The organism is Paraburkholderia sp. A3BS-1L, assembly GCF_051125215.1.
Taxonomy (GTDB): Bacteria; Pseudomonadota; Gammaproteobacteria; order Burkholderiales; family Burkholderiaceae; genus Paraburkholderia.
The window spans coordinates 1,254,713-1,280,495 of the sequence record NZ_CP120443.1; the positions used below are offsets into that span (position 1 = coordinate 1,254,713).

Here is a 25,783-nt window from a genome sequence, read left to right on the forward strand (position 1 = left end):
CGCGGCCGCCGATTGGGCTCGAACTACACGCGAGCGTTAGCGCGACGTCATTTGATCGTGCTGGTCGACGGCGGCAGAAGGCTCGCCGCGATGCGTGCCGGCCTCGTGACGCACCTTGTTTTGGGCGATTTGCTGCGCGTTCGGCGGGTACGTCGTCGGGCTCGATTGCGTGAGGCCGTCGTGACGGGCCTGAATCAATTCCTGCTGGACATCGGCGCGCGTTTTACCCTGTGTCTGCGACTGCGCTTGCGCCGCTACCGAAGTGGTGCCGAGTGCGACGGCAAGGGCGACGATGGCAATCGGGAACTTCGCGTTCATGCTGAATCTCCTTCTCTTTGGACTTCCGCAACCGGGAAGCCGGGTTGGACTGGCTCGCTTCCTCGCTGGAAGCTGTGTTCAATATGACGGTTGGGCGGTGCGCTAACGTGATCGCAAGATGACGTTTTCGTAGGAAAAGGACGCGGTGGGCACGCTCCGGTTGCCCGCTATCGCAGGCGGGGCAGAACCGGCCGGACATGGGCCAGGTGGGGGCTGGGCGCAACACGCCGGAAATGGCGCGCATCGCGTAAACCCTTATGGAACGGGCTTTATAAGCGCAATAATAAGTTCCGCATGTGACGATCGCTATGGGCTCGGGCGGGCGCCAATGCCAGAATGCGGGCCGCTCCGCAAGGCACAGACTGTCGCCTTCGCGAGTCGCGCACGCACCTGGAGGTCCCCTCATGAAAAACCACGGCCTGTCACGGCGGGGTTTTCTCAAAGCCAGCATGCTGGCGGGCGTGGCGGTATATGTGGCGCCTTTCGGCAGCCGCGCATTCGCTGCCCTTTTCGAAGAAAAACTCCTCACACCGGTCAAATGGGATGCCGCCAACGGCACGCCCAAGTTCCGCATCGACGGCATCGCCAAAGTCACGGGCTCGAAGATCTTCGCGCGCGATGTTCGCGCGTCGGACATGCCCCACTGGCCGCGGCAGCAGGCCCACGCGCTGATCTTGCGCGCGACCCGGGCCGATCGCCTTTACGAAGGCGTCGACCTGACGCTGCTCGGCGACGATCTCAAGCCTGACCGCATCGTCACTGCCGAGGACATCGCGCGCGACGGCGTCGCGTTCCCGGCCTTCTATGGCGAGGACATGCTGCTGCCCGCGGGCAAGACGCCCGCCTATCTGGGCCACGCGGTCGCGATCCTCATCTATCACGATTTCGCGCGCTTCCGTTTCGCGAAGAACCTGCTCAAGTTCCGCGACGATGTGATCCGCTATGGCGCGGTGACTGGTCCGCTCGAACGCGATCCGTGGGGGACCTTCCGCTACGTGCGCGTGGGCGGCAAGACGCCCTATGACGACGACGTGTATTCGAGCCTCAAGGACGCGCCGATTTTCCCGAGCTCGATGCGCAAGCATCAGCCGGTGTGGCCGGACGCCAATGCGCACGGCAAGGTCGACGAGCAGGGCATGGCCTGGGCCGCCCAGATCGCCGACGAGCTCGATCACGCCTCCGCCGACTGGCTCGTGTTCGACCGCGAGTACAACACGCAGTCGATCGATACGGCCGCGCTCGAGCCTGACAACGCGAACGGCTGGTACGACGCCGCCACGCAGTCGCTGCACCTCGTGGTGCCGACGCAGTCGCCGCTCGAAGTCGCGCAGTCCGTCGCGGAAATGGCCGCGAAGAGCCGCTACCCGGTGAAGCAGCTGTTCCTGCATCCGTGCTACACGGTGGGCTATGGCTCGAAGGATCACTTCAACGTGCCATACTACGGGCTCGTGGCCGCCCTCTATGGCGACGGCCGTCCGGTGCGCTTCGCGAACGACCGCTACGAGCAGTTCCAGACTTCCCTGAAACGCCACGCGTTCAAGATGCATTACCGCATCGCCGTGGACCGCAAGACGGGGCTGCTGCAATCGTTCAAGGGCGACTTCGAGGCCAACGGCGGCGGACGCTGCAACTTCTCGCCTTCGGTGGCGATGGTGGGCGCGACGGCCGCGCAATCGATCTACTACTTCCCGAAGAACGACTTCGCCTCGGTGGCGATCGCCTCGCGCGCGATCGACGCGGGCTCGGCGCGCGGCTACGGCACGCTGCAGAGCATGGCGGCGACCGAGATGGCCATCGACGAAATCGCTGCGCAGCTCGGCGTCGATCCGATCGATTTCCGTTTGAAGAATGCGCTGCGCTCGGGCATGAAGAACACCCAGGGCGCGATTCCCGCCGGCGCGATCCGCGTGGACGAGGTGCTGGAGCGCGCGAAGGTGCATCCGCTGTGGACGCAGCGCGCGAAGCGCAAGGCCGAATACGAGGCTGCGAACCCGGGCAAGCGCTATGGCGTGGGCTTCGCCTGCGTGCAGAAGGACTTTGGTACGGGCTCCGAAGCATCGTTCGCAAAGGTCGAAATCGACGAGAATGGCGTCATCACGCTCCATCATACGGGCGCGGAGATCGGCACGGGCATGTCGACCACCCAGGCCGTGGCCGTGGCGAAGTGGCTCGGCAAGCCGGCGGCGGATATCCGCGTGGCCGTGACCGACTGGCCCGATCTGGCGATGGTCTCGAGCGGCGACCCCTACCTCATGAGCCAGGCCGATCAGGACCGCCTGAGCGCGAACCCGCGCTGGACGCCGAACATCGCGTCGCCGTCGAGCGCTACGAACTCGGCGTTCTACTTCACGCACAGCACGCGCGAAGCCGCGCGCGCGGTGTTCCGCTACGGCCTGTGGCCGGCGGCCATGTCGATCTGGACGCAAGGTCTGGGCGGCGGGCAGGCCGCGCCGCTCGTCGTGCGCATCGAGGATGCGCGCTGGGTGGACGGCAAGCTGACCGCAGCGGGCCTCGAGCCGCTGCCGCTCGAACGGCTCGCAAAGCAGGCGCATGCGATGGGCCTCGCGACCGGCGCGGTCGTGCACGTGTTCAATCGCTGGCAATGGGCCGAAGCCGAATTCGATGTGGGCGGCGCGGTCGAGCGTCTGCCGATCGACGGTCTCTCGCTGCGCTATGCCAAGGCCAGCGCGGGCGAGAACGGCAAGCCCGCGGCGTCGCTGACGCCGGCTGCGCACGCCGCGCTGCCGTCGACGGCGAACGGCTATCGCGTGCTGGACCGCAAGCGCGCGTTCATCCCGCCGATGAGCCGCAACAATGCGGCGGTGACCTATTACAGCGCGGTCGGCACACTGGTCGAGCTGGCCGTGCATGAAGCCACCGGCAAGGTGGAGCTGCTCACGCACCACTCGATCATGGAGTGCGGCAACCAGATCTCGCCGCAGCTCGTCTCGGGCCAGTTGCAGGGCGGCCTTGCGATGGGCATCGGCCATGCGCTGCACGAGTATCTGCCGCTCTACGAGGATGGCCCGGGCAACGGCACGTGGAACTTCAACCGTTACCACCTGCCGCGCGCGTCCGATGTCGCCGTCTGGACGCAAACCGGCGAAGTGCTGCCGGCGCTTTCGGAAACCGATCCGCCCAAGGGCATCGCCGAAGTGGTGATGATTCCCGTGGTGGGCGCGGTCGTGAACGGCGTCGCGCACGCCATCGGCCATCGCTTCACCGACTTGCCGGTGACCCCGCAAAAAATCCTGGAGGTGCTCGCATGACGCTCGCCCAATCTGCTGCATCCGCGGCCAGCGCCAGCGCCGCCGTGGCTGCTTCGCAGTCAAGTTCACAGCCGGCTTCACAACCGACCGCGCAGCCGACTTCGCAGCAGACCTCGCGGCAGACCTCGCGGCAGCCCGCACCCGTCGAGCGCCCGCTCGTGCAGTACAAGCCGAAAGCGCTCTCGCTCACCATCAACGGCAAGGCCGTCGGTCCGATGCAGGTGCCCGAGGGCATCATGATGATCGAGTTCCTGCACGAGTACGCGGGCCTGACGGGCTCGCGCCTCGGCTGCGGGCAGGGCGTGTGCCACGCGTGCGTGGTGATCCTCGACAAGCCGGACGGTTCGAGCGAGGAAATGCGCACCTGCATCACCGGCGCGCACTTCTTCAACGGCCGCACGATCCGCACGGTCGAAGGCCACGCTAAGCGCAACGAGGCCGGCGAGGTGGTGGAGCTGTCGCCCATCCAGCAGAAGTTCCTCGATCACTTCAGCTTCCAGTGCGGCTACTGCACGCCGGGCTTCGTCAACGCGGCCACGGTGCTGCTCGAGCGCCTCAAGCGCGAGCCCATCAAGAAGGCCGATGTGGAAAGCACGATCATGGCCGCGCTCGACGGCCACATTTGCCGCTGCACGGGCTACGTGCGCTACTACGAAGCGGTCAAGGACGTGGTGATGAGCACGCCCGGTCTCGTGAAGGACGCGGCATGAAGCGCGCGTTCCTGAACCGCCTCGCGCACGGCGTGTTGCTCGCCGCCTGTGCGCTCACGCTCGCGGCCTGCGGCCGCGAAGAATCGTCCACTTCGGGCGCGGCGTTCACGCCCACGCCCGGGCAGGTCGCGCGTGGCCGCTACCTCGTGAAGGCCGCCGACTGCGCCGCGTGCCACACCGCCAAGGACGGCGCGCCGTTCGCGGGCGGCGCGCCGCTGGCCTCGCCGTACGGCACCTTCTACGGCTCGAACGTCACGCCCGACAAGGATCACGGCATCGGCAAGTGGAGTGCCGACGACTTCTACGCCGCACTGCACGACGGCAACGCGCGCGGCAAGCGGCTCTATCCGTCGATGCCGTATACGTCGTACCGTCAGTTGTCGCGTGCCGACGCCGACGCGATGTACGCCTACCTGATGACCGTGAAGCCGGTCGCGGCAGACCCGCCGGCCAACGATCTGAAGTTCCCGTACAGCATGCGCTTCGGCATGGCGCTGTGGGACATGCTGTTCCTGAAAGACACGTTGCCCGACGCCTCCGCGGGGCAATCGGCCGATTGGCAGCGCGGCCGCTATCTCGCCAACGCGCTCGGTCACTGCGCCGAATGCCATACGCCGCGCGACTTGTTCGGCAGGCTCGTGGGTGCGAAGCCGCTCTCGGGCGCAGCACTGGGCCGCGTGGTCGCGCCGGACATCACGCCTGCGGGTCTTGCTGGCCGCGGCTGGAACGGCGCCGACCTGCAGACGTTCTTCAGCGTCGGCATTGGGCCGCAAGGCTCGGCGTTCGGCGAGATGTATCCGGTCGTGCACCTGAGCACGCAGTACCTGAACAAGGACGATGCGCGCGCGCTGTCCGTCTATCTGCTCGGCGACACGCCGCCCGCACCGCAGCCGGTGAAGACCGTGGCCGCTGACGCCGCGCAGCTGGCGGCGGGCCGCTCGGTCTATGTGGCCGTGTGCGCGGGTTGTCACGGGCTGGCGGGCGAGGGCAAGCCGCACGTGGCGGTGCCGATGAACGGCAACTCGACGGTGCGTCAGGCCGATCCGCACAATCTGCTCGTGGCGATGCTCGACGGCATCGACACGCAGCACTTCGCGGGTCTCGAAAGCATGCAGGCGATGCCGGCGTTCGCGTCGACGCTGAGCGACGACGAGCTCTCGCAACTGTCGAACTACCTGCGCGCGACGTGGGGCGGGCAGAGTGCCAATGTGACCGCTACTGATGTGAAGGCGCTGCGCGAGCTGTCGCCACATTAAGCGCGGTACAGGCGCTGCACGCGCCAGCCGAAAAAAAGCGGGCCTCGAAATTTCGAGGCCCGCTTTTTTGTGCGCGTCAGTCCGTGTTCCTTGCGCTCAACAACCGCTCCAGCGGTTCAGGCAGGCCACGGTTCGGCTTGACCGGCGGCCGGGCGAAACTGCCGTTGGTCGCCTTTTTCGGGTTCAGGCGGACCAGGCCCTCAAGCTGGGTAATCGAGCTCGACACGCCATCGACCACCGGCACCGGCAGTTCGTGGCGGATCTCGCGCGCGAGCCCTGCGAGCGGCGCACCCGCGATGATGATGACATCGGCGCCGTCGTTCTCGACCACCTCGTTGCACAGCGCCTTCAGTCGCTGCGCGTAGTCCTCCTGCACGCTGCCGATATCGCGCAGCGGCTCCTCGAGCGAGCGGATGCTGGCGAGCCGGCTGCCCAGATGGCTGCGTTCAACCGTCTCGCGATACCACGCCTTGATGCGCGGCGAAATCGCGATGATCGAGAAGCGCTGCCCCAGCGTGGCGGCGGTCATCAGCGAGGCTTCGGTCAGCCCGACCACTGGCACGTCGAGCAGCTCCTTGATGCCCTGCAGGCCCGGGTCGCCGAATGCCGCGACCACGACGCCATCGTAAGTGCCCGCACGCTCGGCCGCCACGCACGAGGTCGCGTACGCGCCCACCAGCGACTCGAAGCGCGTCTCGATGTACGCGACGCCGAACGGCGCGGTCGCCACTTCGATCTCGGTGCCGGGCGAGGCGCTGCGTTGCGCCTCTGCCTCGATCAGCGACGAAACGCTCTCGGAAATATTGGGGTTGATCACGAGGATCTTCATGGCGAGCTCCAGGTTCAGAGGCCGAGATTCAGAGGTCTAGATACTGCGGCTTGCCGGCCGGGAGAAACTGGCCGCGGCCCGCTGCGGGCTCGAGATAGCGGCCGTCCTCGACCAGCAGTTCGCCGCGCGACAGACAGTGCTTCGGCCAGCCATGCACGGTGCGGCCTTCGTACGGCGTGTAGTCGACGTTGTGGTGCAGGGCGTCGTTCGCGATAGCGACTTGCTTGTTCGGGTCCCATAGCACGATGTCGGCGTCGGCGCCCACCGCGATGGTGCCCTTGCGCGGATACAGGCCGTACAGCTTCGCGGGATTCAGCGACGTTAGCTCGACGAACTTGTGCAGCGATAGCTTGCCGTGGCTCACGCCGTCGAACAGCAGCGCGAGCCGGGTCTCGATGCCAGGGATGCCGTTCGGAATGTGCTCGAACGAGACTTCTTCGCCGCCGGGCTTCTTGCCCTGGGGATCGTCGAACGAGAACGGTGCGTGGTCGGACGAGAACACGCTGAAAGTGCCGCGCTTCAGCGCGCCCCACACGGCCTTCTGGCTCGACGTGTCGCGCGGCGGCGGGCTGCAAACGCACTTTGCGCCGTGATAGCCGTCGTCATGGCCGAGGTCTTCGGCAGTCAGATACAGATACTGCGGGCAGGTCTCGGCGTAGATGTGGAGGCCGCGCCGCTGCGCCCATTCGATCTGCTCGATCGCATCCTGGCCCGACACGTGAACGATCAGGATCGGCACGTCGACGAGTTCGGAGAAGGCAATCGCGCGATGCGTCGCTTCGCGCTCGACGGCGGCGGGGCGCGAGAGCGCGTGATACTTCGGCGCGTGCTTGCCCGCTTCGGTGAGCTTGTCGGTCAGCCACGCTATGCAGTCCGAATTTTCTGCGTGCACCATGACCAGCGCCTGGTTGCGGCGCGCCACGTCCATCACTTCGAGGATCTCGCGGTCGCTGAGCTTGAGGTCGTCGTAGGTCATATAGATCTTGAACGACGTATAGCCGGCGGCGATCAGTTCCGGCAGCTCGCGCTCCAGCACCTCGGGCGTGGGATCGGAGACGATCAGGTGGAACGCGTAGTCGGCGACCGCGCGGCCGTCGGCGCGGCGGTGATAGTCGGCCACCGCGGCCTTCAGCGATTGGCCCTTTTCCTGCGCGGCGAACGGGATCACCGTGGTGGTGCCGCCGCACACGGCGGCGCGCGTGCCGCTCAGGAAGTCGTCGGCCATCTTCAGCCCTTCGGGCATGGGCTGATCGAGATGGCAGTGCGCGTCGATGCCGCCGGGCAGCGCCAGCAGGCCGGTCGCGTCGATCTCGCGCGCGCCTGCGCCCAGCTCGCGGGCCAGCGCCACGACGACGCCGTTCTTCACGCCGATATCGCAGTTGAAACGCTCGGACGCGGTCACCACGTCGGCATTGCGGATGACGAGGTCGTATCCGGTTGTCATGGTTGATGTCATGGAATCCCTCACGCAACTTCGGTAAACAGGCGGCCCCAGCCCTCGAGCCGGGTCGTGTCGTAGCCCGCGAGCTTCAGCGACTTCCACACCACGGTGGAGATCGTGTCATAGAGCGGAATGCCGTGCTGCCGCTCCACTTCGTCGGCCAGATGCGCGGCGTGCAGATTGGTGCAGTAGGTGACGATCGCATCGGGGCCCTGGGCCGCGACTTCGCGAATCTGCGCGAGCAGGGTTTCTTGAGTGACTTCGGAGAACTGGAAATTCACCTTCAGCCCGAGATGGCTTTCGGACGAGCAGTCGATGCCATTCTCGCGGTAATTGGCCACAATCTTCTGCTGGACTTCCTCGATATACGGGCTGACCAGGCCGAACTTGTTCACGCCGGTCTGCACCAGAATTTCGTTCAGCGCCAGAATCGAAGTGGTCGCGGGAACGCCGGTCGCTTCTTCGATTTCGCGGCACAGGCGGCGATCGCTCTCGAAGCCGAGCCAGCCCGACGAGGTGCCGTTCCATGCGATCACATCGACCTTGGCGTCGGCCAGCAGGCGCGCGGCCTGAATGATGTTGGTGGTGTCGAACTGACCGAGCGCCTGCTCGGACAGCGAAATCTCGGTCACGGTGAAGCGCGAGAAATGGGCGCTGACGCCGGGCAGTTGGGCCACCATCGCGCTTGTAATGGGTTCGAGCGCGGTGTTGGACGACGGGGTCAGCATGCCGAGCAGGACGCGTTTGCTCATGATGAAGTCTGCAATCAGTCAGTTACTAAATTAGGGAAAGCTCAAACAGGCAGCTTGCGTTCGTAGTCGATCAGGGTCGAGCAGACGAACAGGCCAGCGCCCGCGGCGGCGAAGAACATCAGGGCCAGGAAGTAGGAGCCGGTCGTCTGCACGATCAGGCCGACGATGATCGGCACGAGCACGCCGCCGATATTGCCGCCGAGATTCATGAAGCCGCCGAGAAAGCCGACCTTGTTGCGGGTGCCGAGGATCGAGGGCAGGCACCAGTACAGGCCGCACCAGCGCAGGAAAAACAGCGTGGAGGCGAGCAGCACCACCACCGTGACCGGATCGCGCACATAGGCGACCGAGAAGATCGACGCGGTGGCCAACACAGCGGCAATGCCGAACAGCGTGCGCATCACGCGATTGGGCGAGCCGCCCGCGGCCTTCCATTTGTCGGCGATCCAGCCGCCCACGAGTTCACCCACGAAGCCGCTGAAGAAGATCGCGAAGCTCGCGCCGCCCATCTGCTGGATGTTGAAGCCGTACGACTTGTTCAGATAGTTCGGCATCCAGGTGAGCAGGCCGTAGAACAGCGAATTGAAGCACATCCAGCCGAAGAACATGCCCCACACCGAGCGGTAGCGGAAAAAGTCGAGGCTGCGGCCGCTCGCATCGATCGGCTCTTCCGCATGCTCTTCCCGCAGCGCCGCTTCGAGATAGTCGGCTTCGGCCTCGTTCACGGCCGGATGCTCGCGCGGGTTGTTGCGAATGTAGTACCACGCGAACAGGCCGGCCAGCATGGTGCCCACACCGGCCACCACAAACGAGGTGCGCCACGAGCCGAACTCGCTGATCAAGCCGGAAATGATCACTGCGCCAAGCGCCGCGCCCAGCGGCGCGCCGCCGTCGAGCAGGGTCGCGCCGCGGCCGCGTTCGTGGCGCGTCATCCACATGGTGTTGAGCTTGCCGCCGGCCGGGTAGATCGGCGCTTCCGCCGCGCCCAGGCCCAGACGGGTGAGGATCAGCGCAGGGGCCGTCGTGCAGATGGCAGCGATGCCCTGGAAAAAGCCCCAGAACAGCGTGGCGAACGCGATCACGATGCGCGGCTTGAAACGGTCAGCGAGCATGCCGCCGGGAATCTGCATGAACGCGTAGGTCCAGAAGAACGAGCTGAGAATCAGCCCCTGCACGCCAGGGGCGATGTTGAATTCCTTGGCGATCAGCGGCATGGCGACGGACAGCGAGGCCCGGTCCACATAGTTGATCGAAATAAGCATCAACATGATCAGAAAGATTCGCCAGCGTACGCCGGTCTTCGCCTCGGCCTGGACGGCCGCATTTGCGGTTCGCATCGATGTCTCCTCCGTACGCCTGGTCACGGCCTTCGGGTTTCATGTGTGTGGCCGGACCGCTTCCGGCCCGGTGCGCTGTCTGCGCAAACGCAGTATATGATTTCTAATTATAAATTACAAGCGACGTAAGTTTATGATTTTATTGTGTTTTAATTTTTGTGGATAGTCGATTGGGAGTGTAGGAAAATTAAGCAAAGACGGAAGACACACGCAAGCAAGCGAGACGCAAACAACATGGACACGAAGTCACTACCGGCGGACACACGCAAGCGCATCAGCCTGCGCGGCACGGGGATGTACGCGGCGATCGCGGAGCGGTTGCGCGAGATGATTCTGGAAGGGGAGTTGCCGCCAGGCGAACATATCGACGAGAAAGCGCTATGCGAGCAGTTCGACATCTCCAGAACGCCGTTGCGCGAAGCGCTCAAGACCCTCGTGACCGAGGGGCACGTGACGCACCGGCAGCACATGGGCTTTCAGGTCGCGCCGATCAACAAGGACGAGATCGCCGCGATCTTCGAAGTCCTGCACGGGCTGGAGGAGATCGCTGGGCGGCTCGCCGCGCAGCGCATCGACGACAAGCAGATGAAGGTGCTGCTGGAGCGCCATCACGCGATGGAAGCGTTTCACCGCGAAGGCAAACGCACGGCTTACTATCGCGCCAACCAGAAAGTGCACCAGCAGATCGTCGATGTCGCGAGTAATCCAGTGCTATCCGATTTGTACGCTTCGCTGATGAGCAAGATTCACCGCGCGCGCGGCGCGGCCAACGCCGATGTGTTCCGCTGGGCCGAATCGCTCGGCGAACACGGCGCGATCCTGGAAGCGCTCGGCAAGCGCGACGGCGCGAGCCTCGCGCGGCTGCTGCGCGAGCATTCCGAGCACACGGCAGCGGAAGTCATGAAAGTGCTGCAGCCCGCGGGCGAGACGGGCCGGCGCCGGTAATCGTCAGTCATTGGTCGTTCGCGTCGGCAAGCGTAAGCTCGATGTCCTGCGCACCTTCCCACAGCACGAGTTTGCCGAACGCCTCGAGATGCTCGTGGCCTTCGAGCAGGGTAAAGAAGTGGTTGCCGGCAAGTTGCCCCATCTTGCTCGCAAAGCTCGAACTGCCATAGACGAACAGGAATTCGGTTTCGCTGAAGCCGCCGGGGTACAGCAGAATATCGCCGCGCGATGCGTGGCTGGTGTGGTTCTCGAACGTGAGGCCGGTATCGAAGTCGCCCAGCGGGATCCACACGGCTTCGCCGCTCCAGCGCGAATGGATGACCTTGTTCCTGAGTGGCAGCAATTGGAGGAAGCGCTCGCAGGTGCGCGGCGCGCGTTCTTCTTCCAGCCGGCCGACGAAGCGGTACGGGCCGGCGTTCACGATGATCTTTTTCATGTTGTCCTCGAAAGTTGGGAGTAGTCTTCGATACGCCACGTGAGGGCGCTAATCTTGCCGGGTCTGCGCACGCGCATACGTTCGCGTACGTTCGTATGCGCGTGCATCGAACCCTGACGAATTGCTGACGATATGACCTGACCTGAGGAGCCACGCTCATGCCAAGCCCTGACGGAAGCATCACCGCAGTCGTGGCGGCGGCCGCCGCCTTCGTGGGCAGCCACTTCATCCTGTCCCATCCATTGCGCAAGCCATTGGTGGGCGCGCTCGGCGAGACCGTGTTCCAGGGCATCTACTCGCTGGTCTCGTTCGCGACGCTCGGCTGGATGATCGTGGCCTACCGGCGCGCGCCGCTGACCGAGCCGCTCTGGGCGGTCGGCAACGGCCTCTGGGCCGTGGTGACGGTGCTGATGCTGATCGCCTCGATCCTGCTGATGGGCTCGCTGGTCCGCAATCCCGCGCTGCCCACGGGCGGCCGGCCCGGCGCGTTTCCCGAGGCGGCGCGCGGCGTCTACGCGGTCACGCGGCATCCGATGATGTGGGCGTTCGCCCTCTGGGGGCTGTGTCATATCGCGGTGTATCCGGTCGGGAAGAACATCGTGGTTGCAGTGGCGATGATCGTGCTCGCGCTCGTGGGTTCCGCCTTGCAGGACCGCAAGAAGGAGCGCCTGCAGCCCGAGCAATGGCCCGCCTGGGAAGCGAAAACGAGCTACTTGCCGTTCGCGGCCATCGTGGCGGGCCGTGCGCGGCTGGGCGGCTTCGGCATGCACGCGCTGGCGGGCGGCCTCGTCGTCTGGCTCGTCGCTACCTGGGCCCATAGGCCGATTGCCGGCATGGCTGCGGGCATCTGGCGCTGGTTCTAGCACTCGCGCCAGCGCTAGCGCGAGTTCCAGCGTGGCCGCGCGAGCGCGTCGCGCGGCGGTGCGTCAGCAACTTATAGCTTCGGCTTGTCGGTCGGGTCCATCGAAGTGCCCGGAATGCCTTGCGTGCGCGCGCTCACCTCGATCTCTTGCGCGAGCGCCGCGCGTCGCGCGTCGCTGGGCTTCGCGTGCTGCGTATTGTCGAGCGCCGGCACGATATAGCCGCTTACCATCTGCCGGAACATTTGCACGTTCTTCGCGTCGCGCAGGCCGCCCTCGATCGGCAGCATGCTCGTCATCACGATCACCGTGTTGCGCTTGGGCAGCACCGTGATGAATTGCCCCTTGAAGCCCATCGCGTCATATTCGGGCTCGTTCTGCACGATGTTGTTGACCCACCAGTAGTAGCCGAAGTGAGGCGACACCGCCGGCGTCGTCATCTGCGCGATCCACTGCTGCGGCACCACCTGGCGGCCCTGCCATCGGCCGTGATCGAGCACGAGCATGCCGATCTTCGCCATGTCCACCGCGCGCAGCCGCAAGCCCCATCCTGCCGAGACCAGCTCCTTCTGGTCGGCGCGTTCCCACGCCGCGTGCTGCATGCCGAGCGGCTCGAACAGGTGCGCCTGGGCATACCGTTCGACCGGCTCGCGCGCCGCTGCGCTCAACATGGCCGAAGTCAGGATCGGATTGATGTCCGTGTATTCGAACGCCGTGCCGGGCGCGGCCTTCGGACTTGTTGTGGCCGCAAGCTTCAGGCGGTCGGGCGCCGTGTAGTAGATGGGATCGTCCTTGGGGCGGAAGTCGTAGTGCAGGCCGCTCGACATCGACAGCACATGGCGCAGCTCGATGTCGCGCTTGTCTGCGAAATCCGCGCGCAAGTCGGGACGCCATGCGCTCAGCTTGTCGCCCACCGAATCGTCCAGGCCGATCTTGCCCTCGTCGATCAGGATGCCCGCGACCAGCGACGTCACCGACTTGGTCACGGAATACAGTTCGTAGTTGGCGTTGCGCGACGCGCCCGCGCCATAGCGCTCGAAAATCAGCTTGCCGTCTTTCACCACGAGCAGGCTGTAGACGTCGAGCTTCTGATCGCGGATCCATTGCGAGAGCCGCACGAGTTCGCTCGAATCGACGCCCACGTCCTCGGGCATCGCGGCTTCGATGCCGGCTTCGTGGAGCGGGGCGCTCGTGGTGCTTGTGGCACTCGCTTGCTGTGCGCTAGCCGCGAACGGCACGAGCGCGCATACGCCGAACACGAGCGGCGCCATGCGCGCGAGCAGCGCGCACAGGACCGGCGATGCGCGCCGCGAGCGGGGCGGCGAAAACACGGGGAGCGGCGGGACCGGCAGGGTTGTCATCGTCGCGGTTTCCTTCATGTTTCAGGGGCGTCGTTGAATGCGGCGGCCGTGCCAGGAATCCCCTGGGTCCGGCGGCTCTTTTCGAGTTCCTCGTGCAGCGCCTGGGTTTTCGCGGCGGTCTGCGCCGGTTTGCTCGCGGGCGAGAGCGCGGGAAGAATGTAGTCGTTGACTATGCGCCGATACTGCTGGAGGTAGGTCGCGTCGCGCAGCCCGCCTTCGGTCGGCAGCAGGCTCGTCATCACGACCACCGCGTGCTGCGCGGGCAGCACCGTGATGAATTGCCCCTTGAAGCCCATCGCGCCGTATTCGGGCTGGCCCTTCTCGACCACGTGCTGAATCCAGCAGTAATAGCCGTAGTCGGCGGCAGCGGGCGAGGGCGTCGCCATCTGCTTGATCCATGCGGCGGGCACGATCTGCTTGCCGCGCCAGCGTCCGCCGTCGAGCAGCAGCATGCCGATCTTGGCCATGTCCACGGCGCGCAGGCGCAGTCCCCAGCCACCCGAAACCGCGCCGGTTTTGTCCGCGCCGCTCCAGCGGTAATGCGACATGCCGAGCGGCCCGAACAGCTTCTCGCGCGCGAACTGGTCCTCGGGCGCTTGCGCGGCGATCGAGACGGCCGTGCCGGTGAGCACGGGATTCACGTCGATATAGTCGAAGCGCGTTCCGGGCAGCGCATCGGTGGCGTGGCTCGTGACCGCGACGCGCAGCCGGTCGGGCGCTTCGTAGTAGAGCGGGTCCGTGCCTTCGCGGGTCTGATAGCTGAGGCCGCTCGACATCGACATCAGGTGGCGCAGCTCGATGTTCTGCTTGTCGGTGAGTTCGCCCGCGAGGTCGGGCCGCGCCTGCGCGATCATAGGCGCGACTTTCGTCGAGGGGTTGAGCTTGCCTTCGCCCACCAGGATGCCGGTGAGCAGCGCGGTAATCGTCTTCGTGACCGAGTACAGCTCGTAGTTGTTCTCGCGCGTGAGGCCGTCGCCATAGCGCTCGAACACGATCTTGCCGTCCTTCACGACCACGAGGCTGCGCACGTCCATCTTGTCGTTGCGCAGCCATTGCGACATGCGCACGAGCGGCGCCGAATCGACGCCGACTGATTCCGGCACGACGGCAGGCATGTCTGGCGATGCCGCACTGGCGGCGCCGGCAGCATGCACAGCGTGCGCCGCCGAGCCGGCGACGATCGCTGCAGCGGCCATTCTGCACAACGTATGAGGCACTCTCATCGATTGCTCCTTGTTCGTTTTGCTGGATAACGCAGCGCGTTTGCCCGGTCCTTAAACGACTTCGCTGAACAACCGCCCCCAACCCTTGACCTGGCGGGTGTCATAGCCCGCGATCTGAAGCGACTTCCAGACCACCGTGGAGATCGTGTCGTAGACGGGAATGCCGGTCTCTTCCTCAAGCGCCCGCACGAGATGCGCAGCCTTGAGATTCGTGCAGAACGTCGTGATCGCGCGCGGCTTGGCCGCCGCCACCGCGAGCACCATCTCGCGGATCTGGTCGGCCGTGACCTCGGAAAACGAAAAATTGACCTTCAGGTCCAGGTGCTGCTCGGCGATGCAGTTCAGGCCTTCGCTGCGGTAGTTGGCGACGATCTTTTCCTGCACCTCTTCGAGGTAGGGCGTGACGAGGCCGAAATTTTCGGCGCCGGTCTTGCGGAGGATCTCGTTGAGCGCGAGCACGGAGGTCGTGGCGGGGATGCCGGTGGCCTCGGTGATGCGGCGGCACAGGCGCTCGTCGGCTTCGAAGCCGAGCCAGCCCGAGGACGTGCCGTTCCAGCCGATCACATCGACTTTGGCGTCGGCGAGCAATTCGGCGGCTTGCAGGATTTTCGTGTCGTCGAACTGGCCGAGTGCCTGGTCCGAGAGTGAAATCTCCGTCACGGGAAAGCGTGCGAAGTGTGCGGAGACATCGGGCAGGCCCCCGACCATCGCGCTCGTGAGCGGCTCGAGCGCGGTATTGGACGACGGCGTGAGCATGCCGAGAAGAGTGCGCTTGTTCATGTCGATATCTAAAGATGAATGGCTGAATAAATGAAGCGGCATGCAGCGGATCGCGTCAGACCGGAATCTTCTTTTCGTAGTCGATCACGCTCGAGCACACCAGCAAGCCGACACCGGCCGCCGCGAAGAACATCAGCGCGAGGAAGTACGAGTGCGTGAGCTGGACGATCGCGCCGACGATGATCGGCACCGAAATGCCGCCGATATTGCCGCCGAGATTCATGAAGCCGCCGAGGAAGCCGATCTTGCTGCGCGTGCCGAGCGAAGACGGGATGCACCAGTAAAGACCGCACCAGCGCAGGAAGAACAGCGTGGTCGAGAGCAGCGCGACCACCGCGACCGCATTGGTCACGTAGGCGACCGAAAAGATCGACACGGTGGCGATCACCGCCGCGACGCCGAACAGCGTGCGCATCACGACATTCGGACGGCCGCCCGCCGCCTTCCACTTGTCGGCGATCCAGCCGCCGATCAGCTCGCCGATGAAGCCGCTGAAAAAGATGATGAAGCTCGAACCGCCCATCTGCTTGATGTCGAAGCCGTGCACCATGTGCAGATAGTTTGGCATCCAGGTCAGGAGTCCGTAGAAAACCGTATTGAAGCACATCCAGCCGAAGAACATGCCCCACACCGAGCGGTATTTGAAGAAGTCGCTCGTGCGGCCCGAGAGCGAGGCCGGTTCGAGCGCCGCGTCTTGTGCGTGCGATTCCTCGATATAGGCGGCTTCCAGTTCGTTCACGCCCGGATGTTCGCGCGGCGTGTTGCGCACATAGAACCACGCGAGGATGCCGGCGAGCACGGTGCCGATGCCCGCGACCGCGAAGGCCAGACGCCACGAGCCGAGCATGGCGATGAGCCCGGTGATCAGGATCGCGCCGAGCGCCGCGCCAAGCGGCGCGCCGCCGTCGAGCAGGGTGGCGCCGCGGCCGCGTTCGGTCTGCGTCATCCAGATGGCGTTGAGCTTGCCGCCCGCGGGCATGATCGGCGCTTCGGATGCGCCAAGGCCCAGACGCGTGAGCAGCAGGGCCGGGGCGTTCGTGCAGAGCGCGGCGATGGCCTGGAAGAAGCCCCAGAAGACCGTGGCGCAGGCGATCACGATGCGCGGCTTGAAACGGTCGGCCAGCATGCCGCCCGGAATCTGCATGAACGCATAGGTCCAGAAAAACGAGCTGAGGATGAGGCCCTCCATGGCCGGTCCGACGTCGAACTCCTTCGAGATCAGCGGCATGGCAACCGACAGCGACGCGCGGTCGATGTAGTTGATCGAAATGAGGCTCAGCATGACCAGAAAAATCTTCCAGCGCACGCTGGACTTGTGGGCCGCCATGGCGGCCACACCGGATGTTGTTGACATGAACAGCTCCTGGGAGAGGCGGATGTTTTCATGGCGTCGCGCAACGTCCGACAGAGTATAGGATTAAGAATCTATAATTACAAATACACTAACGTATTGATTTATATAAGATTGATTAGATATTCAGGGTATGTACCAGGGGCATGTTAAGCTATTGCCATGAATAGTCAGTCGAATAGCTCCCCCCTGTTGTTGCGCACCCGCGGCATGGCTGCGGAGGTCGCTGCGCGCTTGCGCGTCATGATCGATGAAGGCGAGATGCCGCCGGGCGCGCGCATCGACGAAAAGGAAATGTGCCAGGCATTCGACGTGTCGAAAACGCCCTTGCGCGAGGCGCTCAAGGTGCTGGTGTCGGAAGGGCGCGTGACGCACCGGCAGTACATCGGTTACCGCGTGGCGGCGATCGACCTCGAGGACCTTGCCAGCACCTTCGAGATGCTGCACGGGCTCGAAGCGATGGCGGGGGCGTTGTTGCAGCAGCGCATGAGCATCACCCAGGTGGCCGCCATCGGCGCGAAGCACCGGCGCATGGTGGAGTGCCACCATGCGGGCAAGCGGCTGGAGTATTTCCGGCTGAATCAGCAGGTGCATCAGATGATCGTGGATGCGGCCGGGAATCCGGTGCTTTCGAATATCTACGCGACGCTGATGTCGAAAGTGCATCGCGCGCGTGGCGCGGCGAATACCGACGTATTGCGCTGGTCCGAATCGATGGATGAGCACGACGCGATTCTGGCTGCGCTTGAAGATCCTGCGCACGCTGATTTACCGCGGATTTTGCGCGAGCATTCGGAGAATACGGCGAGCGAGGTGCTCGCGGTGTTGAATCGGGCGCGCGCCAGTGCGCCTGCTGCGCGGGATGAAGTCATCGCCTCATGCGCTTGAGCACGAGCAGGCATAGCGCCGGCACGTGAACGATGCCCATGCCGCATGCGATCACGGCCCACGGCGGCGCAGCCGGGCCAGTCAGCATCGCGCTGACTACACCGAACCCCAAACCCACGAGCAGCAGCGATGCATGCGCGATGAGCCGCTTCGGCCCTCGGGGCGTGACGCGAGGAAGGCTCACGTGGACAAAGACGACGATCAATAGAGCGAGTGTGGCGACCAGCGGGGCCATGGGGGTCCTGGGTTTGGGGCGTTTCTTGAGCTTGCGGTGATGAACCGTTCGTGAGTGCGTACATCATGTGTGATTGTGCCAGGTTTGGCGGCGGGCGCGTACCGCGCATGCTTCACGGGTTGCCTGCATGGACTCGCCCGGCAAATCGCCTAAACTACAAAACCGGCGGCGACGGCCTTTCCGCGCCGCCGGTCCGCCATGGCCCATATATTCTTCGCTGCCTCGATTCAGCGGCACGTCGCAACGCCCGAGCGTGAGATCGACGCGCGCACGCTGGGCGAAGCGTTCGCGGCCGTTTTCGCCGCGCAGCCGAGGCTGCGCGGTTACATTCTCGACGATCAAGGCGCACTGCGGCGGCATCTGTCCGTGTTCGTGGATGGCCACCCCGTGCGCGACCGGCAACATCTTTCCGACACCTTGAGCGAGGCAAGCCGCGTCTACGTCGTTCAAGCGTTGTCGGGCGGGTAGCTATCCGCCCAGGAGACATTCCACATGAGCGATCGATTATTTGTCGCCACGCGCAAGGGTCTATTCATACTGCAACACGATGGCGCGGGCGGCTGGACGTACGGCGCGCCGCATTTCGCGGGCGAGCCGGTGAGCATGGTGCTACCGGACTCGCGCGACGGGACGCTTTACGCCGCGCTCAATCTCGGTCATTTCGGCGTGAAGCTGCACCGGATGCGCGCGGGCATGACCGAATGGGAAGAATGCGCGGTTCCGGTCTACCCGCCGCAGCCGCCCGAGGAGGCGCGCGCGAGCAACGGCGCGAGCGACGCAGAGCCCCGCCCGCCATCGCCACCCTGGACGCTGCAGCAAATCTGGTCGCTAGAGACGGGGGGCCCGGACGAGCGGGGCGTGCTGTGGGCCGGCACGATTCCCGGAGGACTGTTCCGCTCCGGCGACGGCGGCGACAGCTGGGAACTCAACCGCGCGCTGTGGGAGCGTCCGGAGCGTCCCGAATGGTTCGGCGGCGGCTACGACGCGCCGGGCATCCATTCCGTGATGGTCGATCCGCGCGACAGCCGTCACGTGACAATCGGCATCTCGTGTGGCGGCGTCTGGCAGACCGTCGATGGCGGCGCGAACTGGCAACTGAGTTCCGAGGGCATGGAAGCCGACTACATGCCGCCCGAGCGGCGCGGCGAAGCCAATGTGCAGGACCCCCACCGCGTCGTGCAATGTGCGTCGAACCCCGATGTGCTGTGGACTCAGCATCACTGCGCGATCTTCCGCTCGACCGATGGCGCCGAGCACTGGCAGCGCATCGAAGCGCAGCCGTCGAGCTTTGGCTTCGCGGTGGCCGTGCATCCGCGCGAGCCCGACATCGCATGGTTCGTGCCGGCCGTGAAGGACGCCTGCCGGATCCCGGTCGACGGCAAGTTCGTGGTCACGCGCACGCGCGATGGTGGCCGCACGTTCGAGCGTTTCTCCAACGGTTTGCCGCCCGCGCCGGCCTATGACCTCGTGTATCGGCACGGCCTCGTCGTGGACGACTCGGGCACGCGTCTCGCGATGGGGTCCACCACCGGCGCACTCTGGACTTCCAGCGATAGTGGCGAAAACTGGCACCAGGTTTCCGCGCATTTTCCGCCGATTTATTGCGTGCGGTTTGGGTGAGGATTCCTGATCAAAATCCTGATGCGATGGCCGTAATGGACATGCGTGTGATGCAGTTGCGTGCTTGATCGAGCAGGGGCGTTCGGCAATTCGGTGTGCACGAGCGCCCCCGAAAAGGGATTACCCCTTCACATTCCACACCCAGCCCGCCGGATCCGCGACCTTGCCGCGCTGAATCCCCGTAAGCAGCGTGCGCAGCTTGCGCGTGACTTCGCCTTCGCCGCCGTCCCCGATCGAGAACTCGCCGCCCGCATGGCGCACCGTGCCGATCGCCGTGACGACCGCCGCCGTGCCGCACGCGAACGTTTCCTTGACGCGGCCCGATGCGGCGCCGTCGCGCCAGTCATCGAACGAAATGGGCGTTTCGTTGACGGTCAGACCTTCCTTGCGTGCCAGCTCGATGATCGACGCGCGCGTGATGCCCGGCAGGATCGTGCCGGAAAGCGGCGGCGTGACGAGCGAGCCGTCGTCTAGCACGAAGAACACGTTCATGCCGCCGAGTTCTTCGATCCAGCGATGCTGCGCGGCATCGAGGAAGACCACCTGATCGCAGCCATGCGCCGACGCCTCGGTCTGCGCGATCAAGCTGGCCGCATAGTTGCCGCCGCACTTGGCTGCGCCTGTGCCGCCCGGCGCCGCGCGCGTGTACTGGTCCGAAACCCAGACCGTGACCGCCGATTTGCCCGACTTGAAATAGGGACCGACCGGGCAGGCGATCACGCAGAAGATGTATTCGCTGGCGGCGCGCACGCCGAGGAAGCTCTCGTTGGCGAACATGAAGGGGCGCAGGTAGAGGCTGCCGTCGCCGCCCGGCACCCAGGCGCGGTCGATGTCGACAAGTGCCTCGACGGCGCGCAGGAACAGCTCTTCGGGCAAGTCGGCCATCGACATGCGCGCGGCCGAGTTGCGGAAGCGCTTGGCGTTTTCCTGCGGGCGGAACAGCGAAATCTGGCCATTTTCGCCGCGATATGCCTTCATGCCTTCGAAAATTTCCTGTGCATAGTGCAGCACCGCGCAGGCCGGGTCGATCTGGAACGGGCGGCGCGCTTCCACCTTGGCGTCGTGCCAGCCAATGCCTTCCGTCCAGCGGATCGTGACCATGTGATCCGTGAAAACGCGTCCGAACACCGGATTGGTCAGCCGGGCGGCGATTTCATCGGCCGGCGTGGGATTCGGGTGCCGTTCCACGGCGATTTCAAGGGGACGGGGGGTGTTCATTTGCGTCGTCTCTCGCGGTTATTGATCGAAAAAGCCCAGGCCGATGTTCTACCAGATATCGCGGGGTTCGGCGAATATTCGGCAGTCCGGCGTCTGGGTTTCCCGCAATTATCGCAGTTCGAGCGATGCCGGCTCCGCGGGGCGGGCACGGTAAGCGCCCTCGAGCGCTTTTAAGCTGCCGCCTGCGGCGAGACCGGGGCCGCGACGCTCACCCGGCTCACGTAGGCCAGCGCGGCGAGGCTGATCATGGCGGTGACGATCAGCCAGTAGCCCGGCGCGCTCTTGTCGCCCGTCGCGCTGAGCATCCATGTGACGATGGCCGGCGTAAAGCCGCCGAACACGGTAACGCCGATGTTGTAGCCGATCGACATGCCCGTCGCACGCGTCGCGGCCGGGAAGATCTCGGCCATGAGCGCGGGCAGCGCGCCGAAATAGATCGATTTCAAAAGCGCGAGCCATGCGATCAGCACGAACAGCGGCAGCGCGCTCGAATAGCTCGTCGCCCACGCAAAGCCGGGGTACGCACTGACGAGTAACAGCACCGCCACGCAGGTCATTTGCGTGCGGCGGCCGATGCGGTCCGACAAATGCCCCGCGAACGGCGTGACGACCGTGAGAATCACGCCGCCCACCATGGTCGCCGCGAAACCGGTCGCCGCCGGCAGATGGAGCTGGCGGATCGCGAAGGTCGGAATGTACTGGAGCAGGTAGTTGACTGCCGTGGAGACGGTCAGCAGGCCGATGGCCGTGAGCAGGAGGCGCTTTTGCCTGGCCATCACGTCGCGCACGGGTGTCTCGGTGCGCTCGGCGCGCTTGAAGTCCTCGGCGTCGTCGATGTAGCTGCGCAGATAGAGACCCACCGGACCAATCAGCAATCCGAAGAAAAACGGCAGACGCCAGCCCCATGCCGCGAGATCGGCGGGCGTCAGGATGCGCGCGAGCCCAAAGCCGAACGAGGCCGCGAGCAGCGTCGCGAGGCCCTGAGTCGCGAACTGCCAGCTCGCGAAGAAGCCGCGCCGATGCGGGGCGTGCTCGATCAGCATGGCGGTGGACGCGCCGAACTCGCCGCCCGCCGAAAAGCCCTGGATGAGCCGCGCGGCGAACACCGCGAGCGGCGCGGCTACGCCGATCGCCGCGTAGTCGGGAATCAGCGCGATGATCGCCGTGCCCACCATCATGAGGACCACCGAGAGCATCATCGCCGCCTTGCGTCCGCGCCGGTCGGCATAGGCGCCCAGCACCGCGCCGCCGATCGGCCGCACGAGATATGACGCGCCGAAGGTGCCGAACGTGAGCAGCATCGAAACGGTTTCGTTGACGGCCGGAAAGAAGTGCTTGCCGATGTACACCGCGAAAAACCCGTAAATGGCGATGTCGAACCATTCGAGCGCGTTGCCGGCGGAGGTGGCGATGACAAGCCTGACGAGGCTCACGGGTTTCCTGGCGGACATGTTGGCGGGCCTTTTTCTCAGAGCAGGGCGCCGGAGGATTGCGGCGCTTGCGGTTTCGTTTTTGCTTGCGGACTTGTTGCGGTTGTACCGGCGGCGAGGCGCGCGGCGTCGTCGCCGAGGTCCCACCAGAGTCCTGCCATCACGGCGAGCGCTTCGCGCGCGACCGAGCCGAGCAGATGCTCGTTCGGCGCGTGCTGCGCGCAAGCGGGATACGAGTGCGGGACCCAGAGCGTCGGCAGGCCGAGCGTGTACGCGAATACGTCGTTGGGCACGGTGCCGCCGAGGTTCGGCAGCAGCGCGGGCTTCTTGCCCGTGGATGTGCGCAGCGATTCGAGCGCCCAGCGCACCCAGGCGTCGTCGGGGTCGAGGCGCGTGGCCGCCGAAGTCTGCGTGACGCGCACTTGCACGTCGCTGAAGCCGAGCCGCGCAAAATGCGCTTCGAGGTGTTCGCCCGCGCGCGCGGCGTCCGTGCCGACCACGAAGCGCAGCTGGCAGGTCGCTTTGGCCATGGGCGGAATCGCGTTGACGGGCGCGTCGGGATTGCCGGACTTGAACGCGAGCACTTCGAGCGTGTTCCAGGCGATCACGCGCTCGGTGGGCGTGAGGCCGGGCTCGCCCCAGTCCGGGTCGATCGCGGGGGCGTCTTCGTCGCCGCCGAGCACGATGTCGGAGAGTGCCTCGCGCACGCTCGCCGGAATCGGCGGCGGGCGCAGGCCGTCCACGGCGATGGCGCCGCGCTTGTCGACGACGCTCGCGATCGCGTGCGCGAGCACGATGGCCGGATTGCGCAGCGCGCCGCCCCAGTTGCCCGAGTGATGCGCGCCTTTGCGCAGGTCGACGAGCAGCTCGAAAGTCACGCCGCCGCGCGAGCCGAGGAACAGCGTGGGCCGCTCGGCCAGCACGCGTGGGCCGTCCGAGGCGATGAACACGTCCGCCGCGAGGGCGTCCCGGTGCGCGGCGCAAACGTCGTCGAGGCCCGGCGAGCCGATTTCCTCGCCGGTTTCGAAGATCAGCTTCACGTTGTAGCCGAGCTTGCCGCCGCGTGCGCCGAGCACGGCGGCGAGCGCCGCGAAGTTCACGGAGTGCTGCCCCTTGTTGTCGGCGGTGCCGCGTCCGTACCAGCGGTCGCCTTCCACGGTGATCGTCCATGGCGCGAGGCCTTCGCGCCACTGTTCGTCGTAGCCGCGCACGACGTCGCCGTGGCCGTAGGTCAGCACGGTCGGCAAGGCCGGGTCTTCGATGCGTTCCGCGATCAGCATCGGCGCGCGCGCGGCTGCCGGATTTTCGACGATGCGGCTCGTGAAGCCGAGCGGGGCGAGTGCGGGCGTGACCTCTTCGGCGAGATAGGCGCGCACGGCGGCGGCCTGCGCGGGATTCTGGCTTTCCGTGCGAAAACCGATACGGCGCTGGAGATCGGCGAGAAACGCGCCGCTGTCATAGATGCGCAGCGCGCGGTCGATGGCGATTTGTCGGGATTCGGTCAAAGGGGCTCCTCTCTGGCGCTCGCGCGGGAAACTGCAATAAATTGCACGCAATGCAGCCAGTCTAGGAAGATCAAAAATTCGCAACAATTTCAATATTTGCAGTTAGCATTGCCGAAATGGCAACGCGCTCGATGCGCATTGAACGGATCAGCCCATGCTTCATGGAATTGCTTTGCGCTACTTCGTCGAGGTCGCGCGCACGGGGTCGCTGGCGGCGGCGTCGGAAAACCTGCACGTGGCCGTCTCGGCCATCAGCCGGCAGATCAGCAAGCTTGAGGAGGACGTGGGCACGGCGCTGTTCGAGCGCATGCCGCGCGGCATGGTGTTGACCGAGTCAGGCGAGCGGCTGGCCGGGCACGCGCGGCGCGCGCTGCTCGAAGGCGACGCGGTGCTCGCCGAGATCGCCACGGCGCAAGCGCTAGGGAGCGGCATCGTGCGCATCGGCTGCACGGAGGGGTTCACGCGCTCGTTCCTGCCGCATGTGCTGGCCGAGCATCATGCCGTTGCGCCGCAGGTGCATTTCCATATGCGCTCGGGCACCCCTTCGCAGGTCGAGCAGTGGGTGGCCACCGGCGAAGTCGATCTGGGGCTGTCGTTTTCGAGCGGAGACCCCGCGAAGGTCCATGTGGAATACAGCGCCGAGTCGCCAGTTTGCGCGCTGGTCGCGCCGGGGCATCCGCTGGCGCGCCACGCGTCGATCACGCTTGCGGATCTGCGCGACTATCCGATCGCGCTGCTAGCGCGCGGCAATACTGCTCGCCAGTTGTTCGACGAGTGCTGTGCGCGCCATGGCATTACGCTCGAACCCATCCTCACGAGCAACAGTTCGAGCGCCTTGCATGCATTTGCTTCGCTGGCCGGCGCGATCACGCTGGGCAGCAAGCTCTCGCTCGCGGGGCTCGGCAGCGATCTCTCGCTGATCGCAAAGCGCTTCGACGAACCGCTGCTCAATCAGCGCAATCTCTGCGTGACGACGATGCGCGAACGGCGGCTTTCCCGGCCGATCGAGGGGGTGCTGAAGGCGTTGATCGCGGAGATCGAAAGCGCGTCATTGGCGTGACCAGATTTTGGGTTCTTTTCGGTACGCAGCGCATTGTGTGCGCATATTCTGGGCGTGGTCCAACATTCGGAGATCAACACCATGACAGTAGAAAAAGTGGCAGTGGTTACCGCGGGCGGCAGTGGCATGGGCGCGGCCGCCGCGCGGCGCCTGGCTGCCGACGGCTTCAAGATTGCGATTCTTTCGTCCTCGGGCAAGGGCGAGGCGCTGGCGGCGGAACTCGGCGGCGTGGGCGTGACGGGCTCGAATCAGTCGAACGACGACCTTCGCAAGCTCGTCGACCTGACCGTGTCGCGCTGGGGCCGCGTCGACGTGCTGGTGAACAGCGCGGGCCATGGTCCGCGCGGCCCGCTTCTCGATATCTCCGACGAAGACTGGCATCGCGGCATGGACACCTACCTGATGAACGTGATTCGGCCGACGCGGCTCGTTGCGCCCATCATGCAGAAGCAGCACGGCGGCGTCGTGATCAATATCTCCACCGCCTGGGCCTTCGAGCCGAGCGAGATGTTTCCCACCTCGACTGTGTTCCGCGCCGGCCTGGCGTCGTACACAAAGCTCTTCGCGGATACGCAGGCCAAGTACAACATTCGCATGAATAATGTGCTGCCGGGCTGGATCGACAGCCTGCCCGCGCAGGAAGCGCGCCGCGAAACCGTGCCGCTGCAGCGCTATGGAACGAGCGAGGAAATCGCTGCCACTGTTGCGTTCCTGGCCTCCGATGGCGCGGCCTACATTACCGGCCAGAATATCCGCGTCGATGGCGGCGTGACCAAATCGGTTTGAAAACGTCGGTTTGAAAACGTCGGTTTGAAAACGTCGGTCTGAACCCGTCGGTTTGAACTCGTGGCGCGTGGAAAATAACCGCGCGCCACGGCTTTGACTTTGCCTGGGGCGTCCACTAGATTCAAATCACGCAGCCCGGCGTGCCGAGGTTTTCATCAAGCAAATCAAAGGGC

Annotated in this window: 24 protein-coding genes; 10 read left to right on the forward strand and 14 right to left on the reverse strand. The window is 65.2% G+C overall.

Annotated elements, in window-relative coordinates; genetic code table 11:
• Positions 1-36: 36 nt before the first annotated feature.
• Positions 37-318 carry a DUF4148 domain-containing protein gene (locus tag P5W99_RS20850; protein ID WP_421025312.1) on the reverse strand — a complete coding sequence of 94 codons (282 nt, stop codon included), beginning with the start codon at positions 316-318 and terminating at the stop codon, positions 37-39.
• Positions 319-722: 404 nt separating this feature from the next.
• Between P5W99_RS20850 and P5W99_RS20855 the strand changes: the two genes are divergently transcribed.
• Genes P5W99_RS20855 through P5W99_RS20865 form a run of 3 tightly spaced genes read left to right on the forward strand, consistent with a single transcriptional unit; the run spans position 723 to position 5,553 of the window.
• Complete coding sequence (locus P5W99_RS20855; RefSeq protein WP_421025313.1) at positions 723-3,587, forward strand: xanthine dehydrogenase family protein molybdopterin-binding subunit; 2,865 nt, start codon at positions 723-725, stop codon at positions 3,585-3,587.
• A complete protein-coding gene (locus P5W99_RS20860; RefSeq protein ID WP_421025314.1) occupies positions 3,584-4,297 on the forward strand; it encodes a (2Fe-2S)-binding protein in 714 nt (237 codons plus the stop codon). The genes P5W99_RS20855 and P5W99_RS20860 overlap by 4 nt, the downstream gene beginning before the upstream one ends.
• Positions 4,294-5,553 (forward strand): cytochrome c, encoded by a 1,260-nt coding sequence (locus P5W99_RS20865; protein ID WP_434662743.1) that lies wholly within the window; start codon positions 4,294-4,296, stop codon positions 5,551-5,553. Before P5W99_RS20860 ends, P5W99_RS20865 begins: the two co-directional genes overlap by 4 nt.
• 76 nt (positions 5,554-5,629) lie before the next feature.
• Here the strand turns inward: P5W99_RS20865 and P5W99_RS20870 are convergent, their stop codons facing one another.
• Genes P5W99_RS20870 through P5W99_RS20885 form a run of 4 tightly spaced genes read right to left on the reverse strand, consistent with a single transcriptional unit; the run spans position 5,630 to position 9,912 of the window.
• Complete coding sequence (locus P5W99_RS20870) at positions 5,630-6,382, reverse strand: aspartate/glutamate racemase family protein (RefSeq protein WP_421025316.1); 753 nt, start codon at positions 6,380-6,382, stop codon at positions 5,630-5,632.
• A 28-nt stretch (positions 6,383-6,410) separates the two neighbouring features.
• Positions 6,411-7,826 (reverse strand): dihydropyrimidinase, encoded by a 1,416-nt coding sequence (gene hydA / locus P5W99_RS20875; RefSeq protein WP_421025317.1) that lies wholly within the window; start codon positions 7,824-7,826, stop codon positions 6,411-6,413.
• A 20-nt stretch (positions 7,827-7,846) separates the two neighbouring features.
• A complete protein-coding gene (locus tag P5W99_RS20880) occupies positions 7,847-8,575 on the reverse strand; it encodes a maleate cis-trans isomerase family protein (protein WP_421025318.1) in 729 nt (242 codons plus the stop codon).
• A gap of 41 nt (positions 8,576-8,616) precedes the next feature.
• Positions 8,617-9,912, reverse strand: a complete 1,296-nt coding sequence (locus tag P5W99_RS20885; RefSeq protein WP_421025319.1) for an MFS transporter — start codon at positions 9,910-9,912, stop codon at positions 8,617-8,619.
• 234 nt (positions 9,913-10,146) lie between these two features.
• Between P5W99_RS20885 and P5W99_RS20890 the strand changes: the two genes are divergently transcribed.
• Positions 10,147-10,857: a GntR family transcriptional regulator gene (locus P5W99_RS20890; RefSeq protein ID WP_421025320.1), complete on the forward strand. Its 711-nt coding sequence runs from the start codon at positions 10,147-10,149 to the stop codon at positions 10,855-10,857.
• A gap of 7 nt (positions 10,858-10,864) precedes the next feature.
• On the opposite strand, the gene P5W99_RS20895 is transcribed toward P5W99_RS20890, so the two are convergent.
• Positions 10,865-11,293 carry a DUF3830 family protein gene (locus P5W99_RS20895; RefSeq protein WP_421025321.1) on the reverse strand — a complete coding sequence of 143 codons (429 nt, stop codon included), beginning with the start codon at positions 11,291-11,293 and terminating at the stop codon, positions 10,865-10,867.
• 158 nt (positions 11,294-11,451) lie between these two features.
• Here P5W99_RS20895 and P5W99_RS20900 point away from each other — a divergent pair, with 158 nt between their 5' ends.
• The gene (locus P5W99_RS20900; protein ID WP_421025322.1) at positions 11,452-12,156 is read left to right on the forward strand and encodes an NnrU family protein; all 705 of its coding nucleotides are present in this window, start codon (positions 11,452-11,454) and stop codon (positions 12,154-12,156) included.
• A gap of 71 nt (positions 12,157-12,227) precedes the next feature.
• Here P5W99_RS20900 and P5W99_RS20905 read toward each other — a convergent pair whose 3' ends face one another.
• From P5W99_RS20905 to P5W99_RS20920, 4 genes are all read right to left on the reverse strand, one after another.
• Positions 12,228-13,424 carry a serine hydrolase domain-containing protein gene (locus tag P5W99_RS20905; protein WP_434664456.1) on the reverse strand — a complete coding sequence of 399 codons (1,197 nt, stop codon included), beginning with the start codon at positions 13,422-13,424 and terminating at the stop codon, positions 12,228-12,230.
• Positions 13,425-13,528: 104 nt separating this feature from the next.
• Positions 13,529-14,737 (reverse strand): serine hydrolase domain-containing protein, encoded by a 1,209-nt coding sequence (locus tag P5W99_RS20910; RefSeq protein ID WP_421025323.1) that lies wholly within the window; start codon positions 14,735-14,737, stop codon positions 13,529-13,531.
• Between the two features lie 51 nt (positions 14,738-14,788).
• Positions 14,789-15,517: a maleate cis-trans isomerase family protein gene (locus tag P5W99_RS20915; RefSeq protein WP_434662752.1), complete on the reverse strand. Its 729-nt coding sequence runs from the start codon at positions 15,515-15,517 to the stop codon at positions 14,789-14,791.
• 55 nt (positions 15,518-15,572) lie between these two features.
• A complete protein-coding gene (locus P5W99_RS20920) occupies positions 15,573-16,871 on the reverse strand; it encodes an MFS transporter (protein ID WP_421025325.1) in 1,299 nt (432 codons plus the stop codon).
• Between the two features lie 207 nt (positions 16,872-17,078).
• Between P5W99_RS20920 and P5W99_RS20925 the strand changes: the two genes are divergently transcribed.
• Positions 17,079-17,756, forward strand: a complete 678-nt coding sequence (locus P5W99_RS20925) for a GntR family transcriptional regulator (RefSeq protein ID WP_421025326.1) — start codon at positions 17,079-17,081, stop codon at positions 17,754-17,756.
• Here the strand turns inward: P5W99_RS20925 and P5W99_RS20930 are convergent.
• Positions 17,737-17,991: a hypothetical protein gene (locus tag P5W99_RS20930; RefSeq protein WP_421025327.1), complete on the reverse strand. Its 255-nt coding sequence runs from the start codon at positions 17,989-17,991 to the stop codon at positions 17,737-17,739. The genes P5W99_RS20925 and P5W99_RS20930 overlap by 20 nt on opposite strands.
• 198 nt (positions 17,992-18,189) lie before the next feature.
• On the opposite strand from P5W99_RS20930, the gene P5W99_RS20935 reads away from it, so the two are divergent.
• Together P5W99_RS20935 and P5W99_RS20940 are read left to right on the forward strand one after the other, a co-directional pair.
• Positions 18,190-18,459, forward strand: a complete 270-nt coding sequence (locus P5W99_RS20935) for a MoaD/ThiS family protein (protein ID WP_421025328.1) — start codon at positions 18,190-18,192, stop codon at positions 18,457-18,459.
• 24 nt (positions 18,460-18,483) lie between these two features.
• Positions 18,484-19,611, forward strand: a complete 1,128-nt coding sequence (locus tag P5W99_RS20940; RefSeq protein WP_421025329.1) for a WD40/YVTN/BNR-like repeat-containing protein — start codon at positions 18,484-18,486, stop codon at positions 19,609-19,611.
• 120 nt (positions 19,612-19,731) lie between these two features.
• On the opposite strand, the gene P5W99_RS20945 is transcribed toward P5W99_RS20940, so the two are convergent.
• The 3 genes from P5W99_RS20945 to P5W99_RS20955 all read right to left on the reverse strand — a co-directional run bounded on the left by P5W99_RS20945 (position 19,732) and on the right by P5W99_RS20955 (position 23,764).
• Complete coding sequence (locus P5W99_RS20945; protein ID WP_421025330.1) at positions 19,732-20,829, reverse strand: branched-chain amino acid aminotransferase; 1,098 nt, start codon at positions 20,827-20,829, stop codon at positions 19,732-19,734.
• Positions 20,830-20,999: 170 nt separating this feature from the next.
• On the reverse strand, positions 21,000-22,280 hold the full coding sequence (locus P5W99_RS20950; RefSeq protein WP_421025331.1) for an MFS transporter: 1,281 nt from the start codon (positions 22,278-22,280) through the stop codon (positions 21,000-21,002).
• A 17-nt stretch (positions 22,281-22,297) separates the two neighbouring features.
• Positions 22,298-23,764 carry a M20 family metallopeptidase gene (locus P5W99_RS20955; protein WP_421025332.1) on the reverse strand — a complete coding sequence of 489 codons (1,467 nt, stop codon included), beginning with the start codon at positions 23,762-23,764 and terminating at the stop codon, positions 22,298-22,300.
• 154 nt (positions 23,765-23,918) lie between these two features.
• Between P5W99_RS20955 and P5W99_RS20960 the strand changes: the two genes are divergently transcribed.
• Both P5W99_RS20960 and P5W99_RS20965 read left to right on the forward strand, forming a co-directional pair.
• Positions 23,919-24,824 (forward strand): LysR family transcriptional regulator, encoded by a 906-nt coding sequence (locus tag P5W99_RS20960; protein ID WP_421025333.1) that lies wholly within the window; start codon positions 23,919-23,921, stop codon positions 24,822-24,824.
• A gap of 81 nt (positions 24,825-24,905) precedes the next feature.
• Positions 24,906-25,610 (forward strand): SDR family oxidoreductase, encoded by a 705-nt coding sequence (locus P5W99_RS20965; protein ID WP_421025334.1) that lies wholly within the window; start codon positions 24,906-24,908, stop codon positions 25,608-25,610.
• Positions 25,611-25,783 lie beyond the last annotated feature (173 nt).

What these genes read in the sequence shown, in the direction of transcription:
- P5W99_RS20910 (WP_421025323.1), bottom strand. Translation starts at nt 14,737, where the DNA reads ATGAGAGTGCCTCATACGTTGTGCAGAATGGCCGCTGCAGCGATCGTC.
- P5W99_RS20930 (WP_421025327.1), bottom strand. Translation starts at nt 17,991, where the DNA reads ATGGCCCCGCTGGTCGCCACACTCGCTCTATTGATCGTCGTCTTTGTC.
- P5W99_RS20870 (WP_421025316.1), bottom strand. Translation starts at nt 6,382, where the DNA reads ATGAAGATCCTCGTGATCAACCCCAATATTTCCGAGAGCGTTTCGTCG.
- P5W99_RS20965 (WP_421025334.1), top strand. Translation starts at nt 24,906, where the DNA reads ATGACAGTAGAAAAAGTGGCAGTGGTTACCGCGGGCGGCAGTGGCATG.
- P5W99_RS20935 (WP_421025328.1), top strand. Translation starts at nt 18,190, where the DNA reads ATGGCCCATATATTCTTCGCTGCCTCGATTCAGCGGCACGTCGCAACG.
- P5W99_RS20960 (WP_421025333.1), top strand. Translation starts at nt 23,919, where the DNA reads ATGCTTCATGGAATTGCTTTGCGCTACTTCGTCGAGGTCGCGCGCACG.
- P5W99_RS20895 (WP_421025321.1), bottom strand. Translation starts at nt 11,293, where the DNA reads ATGAAAAAGATCATCGTGAACGCCGGCCCGTACCGCTTCGTCGGCCGG.
- P5W99_RS20950 (WP_421025331.1), bottom strand. Translation starts at nt 22,280, where the DNA reads ATGTCCGCCAGGAAACCCGTGAGCCTCGTCAGGCTTGTCATCGCCACC.
- P5W99_RS20905 (WP_434664456.1), bottom strand. Translation starts at nt 13,424, where the DNA reads ATGGCGCCGCTCGTGTTCGGCGTATGCGCGCTCGTGCCGTTCGCGGCT.
- P5W99_RS20940 (WP_421025329.1), top strand. Translation starts at nt 18,484, where the DNA reads ATGAGCGATCGATTATTTGTCGCCACGCGCAAGGGTCTATTCATACTG.
- P5W99_RS20850 (WP_421025312.1), bottom strand. Translation starts at nt 318, where the DNA reads ATGAACGCGAAGTTCCCGATTGCCATCGTCGCCCTTGCCGTCGCACTC.
- P5W99_RS20865 (WP_434662743.1), top strand. Translation starts at nt 4,294, where the DNA reads ATGAAGCGCGCGTTCCTGAACCGCCTCGCGCACGGCGTGTTGCTCGCC.
- P5W99_RS20860 (WP_421025314.1), top strand. Translation starts at nt 3,584, where the DNA reads ATGACGCTCGCCCAATCTGCTGCATCCGCGGCCAGCGCCAGCGCCGCC.
- P5W99_RS20855 (WP_421025313.1), top strand. Translation starts at nt 723, where the DNA reads ATGAAAAACCACGGCCTGTCACGGCGGGGTTTTCTCAAAGCCAGCATG.
- hydA (WP_421025317.1), bottom strand. Translation starts at nt 7,826, where the DNA reads ATGACAACCGGATACGACCTCGTCATCCGCAATGCCGACGTGGTGACC.
- P5W99_RS20920 (WP_421025325.1), bottom strand. Translation starts at nt 16,871, where the DNA reads ATGTCAACAACATCCGGTGTGGCCGCCATGGCGGCCCACAAGTCCAGC.
- P5W99_RS20890 (WP_421025320.1), top strand. Translation starts at nt 10,147, where the DNA reads ATGGACACGAAGTCACTACCGGCGGACACACGCAAGCGCATCAGCCTG.
- P5W99_RS20915 (WP_434662752.1), bottom strand. Translation starts at nt 15,517, where the DNA reads ATGAACAAGCGCACTCTTCTCGGCATGCTCACGCCGTCGTCCAATACC.
- P5W99_RS20885 (WP_421025319.1), bottom strand. Translation starts at nt 9,912, where the DNA reads ATGCGAACCGCAAATGCGGCCGTCCAGGCCGAGGCGAAGACCGGCGTA.
- P5W99_RS20945 (WP_421025330.1), bottom strand. Translation starts at nt 20,829, where the DNA reads ATGAACACCCCCCGTCCCCTTGAAATCGCCGTGGAACGGCACCCGAAT.
- P5W99_RS20925 (WP_421025326.1), top strand. Translation starts at nt 17,079, where the DNA reads ATGGCTGCGGAGGTCGCTGCGCGCTTGCGCGTCATGATCGATGAAGGC.
- P5W99_RS20880 (WP_421025318.1), bottom strand. Translation starts at nt 8,575, where the DNA reads ATGAGCAAACGCGTCCTGCTCGGCATGCTGACCCCGTCGTCCAACACC.
- P5W99_RS20900 (WP_421025322.1), top strand. Translation starts at nt 11,452, where the DNA reads ATGCCAAGCCCTGACGGAAGCATCACCGCAGTCGTGGCGGCGGCCGCC.